This window comes from Chrysiogenia bacterium, assembly GCA_020434085.1.
Taxonomy (GTDB): domain Bacteria; phylum JAGRBM01; class JAGRBM01; order JAGRBM01; family JAGRBM01; genus JAGRBM01.
The window spans coordinates 1-5,897 of record JAGRBM010000033.1 but is presented as its reverse complement, the minus strand read 5'-3'; the positions used below and the strand labels follow the sequence as shown (position 1 = coordinate 5,897).

Genomic DNA, 5,897 nt, shown 5'->3' with positions numbered 1-5,897 from the left:
TAATTCCTTCCCTGCTCCCCTTGCGGGGGGAGCTGTCCGACGTAGCTTCAGCGAAGTCGGACTGAGGGGGGCGCGCAGACGGCGATCAGCGCTGCATTGTGCAGGCACCGGCACCCCCTCAGTCGCCTTCGGCGACAGCTCCCCCGGAGGGGGAGCGGGGGCGGTGGGCGCCTCACTTCATTGTGAGGCTTTCTCTCCGCCGCGCAACCGCCCGTGACCCGAGATGACCCGTAATGACCCAAGATGGCCCACGATGGACCGAGATGGACCGCACATTGTCACAAAAAAACGGGCCCCGATTAGGGCCCGTTTTTGGGGGAATGCCGTTTACTTGTCGCTTATTCGCAGCCGGCAGCTCGCGCGACGACTTCTGCGACGTCTTCGCTCTTGAAGGTCTCTTCGATGTCGAGCTTCTTGCCGCCGTCGACGAACATCGACATGCAGTAGGGACAGGCCGTCGCGCAGGCGTCGGCGCCGGTGTTGACCGCTTCCTGGGTGCGGTGCTGGTTGATGGCCACCTCTTCGGTGACTTCGTACCACATGTTCGCGCCGCCGGCGCCGCAGCACAGGCCGCGCTCGTGGGAGCGATCCATCTCCAGGATGTTCACGCCGGCCACTTCGAGCAGGTCGCGCGGGGCGCGATACTCGTTGTTGTGCCGGCCCAGGTAGCACGAATCGTGCACGGTCATCTTCTCGTCGCTGAGCTTGTTCTCGATCTTGAGCTGGCCGCTGTCGATGAGCTCGCGGATGTAGACGCTGTGGTGAACCGTCTTCGCTTCGAGGCCCAGCTCGGGGTACTCGTTCGAGAACGTGTTGAAGCAGTGCGGGCAGGCGGTGACGATCTTCTTAATGCCCATCATGTTCATGGTCATGATGTTCTCGAAGGCGTACTGCTGGAAGGTGCCCTCATCGCCCATGCGGCGGGCGACTTCGGCGGTGCACTGCTCGTCCTTGCCGAGAATGGCGTAATTGACCTTGGCCTTGTCGAAGATCTTCAGGATGGCCTGGGTGACCTTCTGGTTGCGGTCGTCGAGGTTGCCCGCGCAGCCGATCCAGTAGAGGACGTCGGGCTCGGGGTTCTCTTCGAGGGTGACCGGCTTGATCGGCGAATCCGAGACCCACGCCATGCGGTCGCTGCGCGCGATGCCCCAGGGGTTGGCCTGGTTGCCGATGTTCTTGAGGGTCTCCACCACGTGGGGCGGAAGGTTCATTTCGTTGTTCAGGTGACGACGCATGCCCATGTAGATGTCGACGTGCTCGATCATCACCGGGCAGGCCTGCACGCAGGCGTTGCAGGTGGTGCAGCTCCAGAGCGTCTCGGGATTGATCACGCCGTCGTCGCCCACGAGGGGACGGCGCTCTTCTTCGCTCTGGCCGCCGCCGAGCTGCTCGGTCATCGCCACGCGCATGTCCTGGATGAAATGCATGGGCGAGAGATTGCGGCCCGCCAGCGTGGCCGGGCACTCGATGGTGCAGCGCGCGCACTTGGTGCAGGCGTCGAACTCCAGAAGCTGGCGCCACGAGAGGTCTTCGAGCTTCCCGTAGGAGCCGTTGAGGAGGTCGTCCTCGTCGAAGTCCTCGTTCTCTTCAAGCTCGCCCTCGGCGTTGAAACGCATCAGGCGGAACGGGGTATCCATCTTGCCCGAAGGCTTGAAGCTCTTGAAGAAGATGTTCATCGGGCTGGTGAGAATGTGCAGGAGCTTCGAGCGCGGGATGTAGGCGATAAAGCCCATCACCAGCAGCATGTGCACGACCCAGATGACGGTGTGCGCGCCGGTGGTCTTGTCGGAGTGAATCCCGAAGCCCACCGCGTGGAAGATTTTCGCAACGATGAGGCCGACCGGCGACCAGGCTGCCCAGGGCTCCATACCCCAGGTACCGTCGGCCAGCTCCATGCCGTAGGCCATGCGCACGCCCTCGAGCAGGAAACCGGTGATGCCGATGGAGTAGAGCAGCATCACCAGGAATTTATCGTCCTTGGTCGTGCCAAGATGGAAGGGCTTTTTCACCATGCGGCGATACGAGAAGATCGCCAGGCCCGTCAGGAAGGCGACACCCGCAACGTCGAGAATGACCGAGTACCACAGGTAGAAACCGCCGAACCAGATGCCCAGGCCGAAGTGGTCGAGCACGTCGTATTCAAGGAAGACGATGTCGGTTCCGATGAAGAGCAGCAGGAAACCGAAGAACACCAGTGTGTGGGCAAAGCCCGTCAGCTTGCGCGTGCGGATCTTGCGCTGTGCGAAGCCGTCGAGGATGAGGGCCTTGACGCGCTCTCCCAGGTTGTCGAAACGGTTCTCGGGACGGCCCTTGAGCCAGAGCTTGGCCCGGCCCCAGAAGCCGATGACAAAGAGGGCGGTGGCCACGCCCGCCAGCACGTACATGAAGATCTGCGCGAAAGGCATCGGCAGATTGAAGAACGGCGGCTTGGTGACCATCTCCGGCTTGAGGCCGTACAGGAGTGTTTCATTCATGTGGAGCAGCTCCCTTGCTAGGAAAAACCTGTGTGCTTATAATAGGTTGCGAGTGACGCGACCCGCGGGCGTTTTATCACGGGCCCGCGCGCAAGGTCAACGCAAGGACCTGCAGCATTGAGGGCGCGCGCTTTGAGCATGGGGGTTCCAGCCCGGCTCCGAGCGGATAGAAAGAAGCAATTCACCTGAGAACGATCTCTGGGCGGCCTCCCGCCGGGTCTGAACCACCCCAATAATATCAATGGTTTCCCAACCGCAGCGGCGACTTCGCGTCGCGCGGCCCCGGCACTGAGCGCTATTCACAACAGCGACCCGGGCGAAAAGGGACACCCCCCACACCGGCCCCGCGCGCACAGCCCGCAGCGGGCCGAAGACGAAAGAATCTGCTGAGTGAGACAATTACTGATCAATGCCCGCGACCCCGATCTGATTCGGGTCGCCATCCTGGGCAAGGACCGCCGACTCGAGGAAATCGACTTCGAGTCCCCCGATTCCGAAACCATCAAGGGAAATGTTTACAAGGCCCGCGTCGTGCGGGTCGAGCCCGCCCTGCAGGCGGCGTTTGTCGACTACGGCGCCGAGCGCAATGGCTTTCTGCCGCTGGGTGAAGTGAGCGGCGCCGTTCTGACCGAAATCCAGAAGAAGAAGGGGCGAGGACGCACCTTCTCCGACGAGAAGCTCGAAAAGGGTCAGGAAATTCTCGTCCAGGTCACCCGCGAGGCCATGGGCCCCAAGGGCGCGGCCATGACGACCTATGTCGCGCTTCCCGGTCGCTATCTCGTGTATCTGGCCGGCGGCGAGTCGGGCGGCGTCTCGCGCAAGATCGATTCGCCCGAGCAGCGCGCCAAGCTCAACGAAACCATTCGTTCCATCAAGGGCGAGAAGGACGTCGGCCTCATCGTCCGCACCGCCGGCACGACGGCGACGAAGACCGAGCTCCAGAAGGACTTCCGCTTCCTCGAAAAACTCTGGAAGGACATCGTCGGCCAGTACCGCTCGCAGGACCGCCCCGGTCTTGTCTGGGCCGACCACGGCACGGTCATCCGCGCGGTGCGCGACTACTACACTGCCGACGTCGAGAAAATCTGGGTCGATGAGCCCGAGACCTTCGAGGAAGTTCGCCGCTTCACCGAGCTGAGCCTGTCCAGGAAAGTCGCGCAGAGCGTCACCCTCTACGAGAGTGAGATGCCGCTCTTCTCGCACTTCGGCGTGGAGAGCCAGCTCGCCCGCACCCGCGGCCGCAAGGTGGAGCTTCCCTCCGGCGGCTCCATCGTCATCGACCAGACCGAGGCGCTCGTTGCCATCGACGTGAACTCCGGCAAGCTGCGCGGCGAGAAGGGGATCGAGGACACGGCTCTCAAGACCAACTGTGAGGCCGCGCGCGAGATCGCCCGCCAGCTTCGCCTGCGCAACCTGGGCGGCATCATCGTCATCGACTTCATCGACATGCGCGATCGCAAGAACCGCGCGCAGGTGGAGAAGGAACTCAAGGACGCCATCAAGCCCGACAAGGCCAACACCACGCTGGGCAAGATCGGGCGCTTCGGCACGCTGGAAATGCTGCGCCAGCGCATGCGCACCTCCGGTGCCAGCACGGGCTTTGTCACCTGCGCCCACTGCAACGGCAGCGGCCTGGTGCCCAGCCCGCAGGTCTCGGCCGTCTCGGCCCTGCGCGAGATTCGCACCAGCGCCGCGCGCGCCAACCCGGGCGCGGAGATTCGCGTAAAGCTCTCGGAGGTTGCAGCCAATTATCTTCTGAACGAACGGCGCACCGAGCTGGTCAGCATGGAAGCGGCGCGCTCGCAGCGAATCCTGATCCAGCCGAGCAAGGAGCTCTCGCTGGAATCGCCGGCGATCATCCGCATCGAGGGCGGCACCCCGGCCCCGCAGGCGGAGAAGAAACCCGAACAGCCGCGCCGCGACGAGCGCCAGAATCAGCAGCGCCCCCGGCAGGAACAAAGACCCCGCCAGGAGCAGAACCCTCGTCAGGAAGAGCGCCCCCGGCAGCAGGATCGCCCGCGCCAGGAAGAGCGTCCCCGCCAGAGTGAGGAACGCAGGCCGGATAACCAGCCCCGGCAGCAAAGTGGCAACGAGAACCGCGGCAACGAAGCGCGCGCTAATGGCAATGGGAATGGCGGCGGCGAGAACGGCGAAGAGCAGCCGCGCAAAAAACGCCGCCGCGGATCGCGCGGCGGACGCAATCGCCGCAAGCGCAAGCCCGAGGGCGCACCCGATGCCGCGCCGCAATCCCAACAGGCCGGCAAGTCGGACGGCAATGAGGAGCGCGCGCAGCAAGAGCGCCCCGCGCAGCCTCAGCCCCGACCCGAACCGGCGTCGCAGCCTGCTCCCGCGCGCGAAGAGGCCAAACCCGCCGCCAAGAAGGCAAAAAAAGCGGTGAAGGCACCCAAGAAGGCCGCGGCAAAGAAGGCTCCGAAAAAGGCCGCAAAAAAGGCGACCAAGAAGGCCGCCAAAAAAACCACGAAGAAAAAAGCCAAGAAGGCCGAGTAGGCGCTACCAGTCGAAGAGCGGGCGGTTCACCAGACTCGCCAGCGCATCGGCGGTGAAGTCGCCCCGGAAGGCCGAGAGCGCCCAGATCTCTTTGGAGCGATGGTCGTAGACGAAGTAACCCGGACGTCCGCCCACCAGCCACAGGCACGCCAGCCTCTTTCCGTCGGGTGAGAAACGGAAGCGGAAGGCCGAGACGCGGGTGACTTCGCCCTTGCTCTGGCCCGGTCGCAGGATGGTCAGCCGCACCGGGCGCGATCCGCCCGTGGGATCGCTCTGGTAGGCAATTGTTCCATCGGGACCGATCTCAAAGTAGGGCCCCACGCCGGAGAGAACGATTTCGGGCTCGGCACCCACCAGTTCGTCGCGCACCAGATCGAACTGCTGCGAGTGATCTTTGCTCGAACGAAGATAATAGAGCGACCCGTCGTAGTAGCGCGGCTCGCTTCCCTCTCCCACGTCCACGGACTGGCGCGCCAGGGCGAGCGGATCGATGGTCACGAGATCCGAAACCGGCGGCAACTCCACCCAGCGCAGCCGCCGCGCCGGGCCCTTCGGGCCGCCCTCGCGCACCGAGAAGAAGAGCCCCTTTTCATTCCAGTAGAGCTCGCCGATCTCACCCGCCACGTCGGGCAGGATGCGGGTGGCCTTGCCGTGCTTTACCGAAACGACATAGACGGCGGCGCCCTCGTCGCTGTTGCGCACCTTGAAGGCGAGCGCGTCGCCGTGCGGACTCCACGTCGGCGAGAATCCGTACCCCGTCCAGTCCTCGGGCTTCATGGTCGCCACGTCGATGACCTTGTCCTGCTCGACGTCGTAGAGGCTGAGCATGCGCTGCGCCTTGGTGGCGACGTTGATCCGGGTAAAGGCGATCATCGTGCGCGCGGGATTCCAGTGGGGCTCAAAGGCGAAGGACGC

3 protein-coding genes are annotated in these 5,897 nt (G+C 63.9%); 1 reads left to right on the top strand and 2 read right to left on the bottom strand.

The window, feature by feature from the left end; all coding sequences use genetic code 11:
• Window positions 1–338 precede the first annotated feature (338 nt).
• A complete protein-coding gene (locus KDH09_00900) occupies window positions 339–2,474 on the bottom strand; it encodes a 4Fe-4S dicluster domain-containing protein (GenBank protein ID MCB0218225.1) in 2,136 nt (711 codons plus the stop codon).
• 390 nt (window positions 2,475–2,864) lie between these two features.
• On the opposite strand from KDH09_00900, the gene KDH09_00895 reads away from it, so the two are divergent.
• The gene (locus tag KDH09_00895) at window positions 2,865–4,982 is read left to right on the top strand and encodes an Rne/Rng family ribonuclease (GenBank protein MCB0218224.1); all 2,118 of its coding nucleotides are present in this window, start codon (window positions 2,865–2,867) and stop codon (window positions 4,980–4,982) included.
• Window positions 4,983–4,985: 3 nt separating this feature from the next.
• Here the strand turns inward: KDH09_00895 and KDH09_00890 are convergent.
• Window positions 4,986–5,897, bottom strand: a 912-nt coding sequence (locus tag KDH09_00890) for a hypothetical protein (GenBank protein ID MCB0218223.1), incomplete at its 5' end; no start/stop codon positions are given.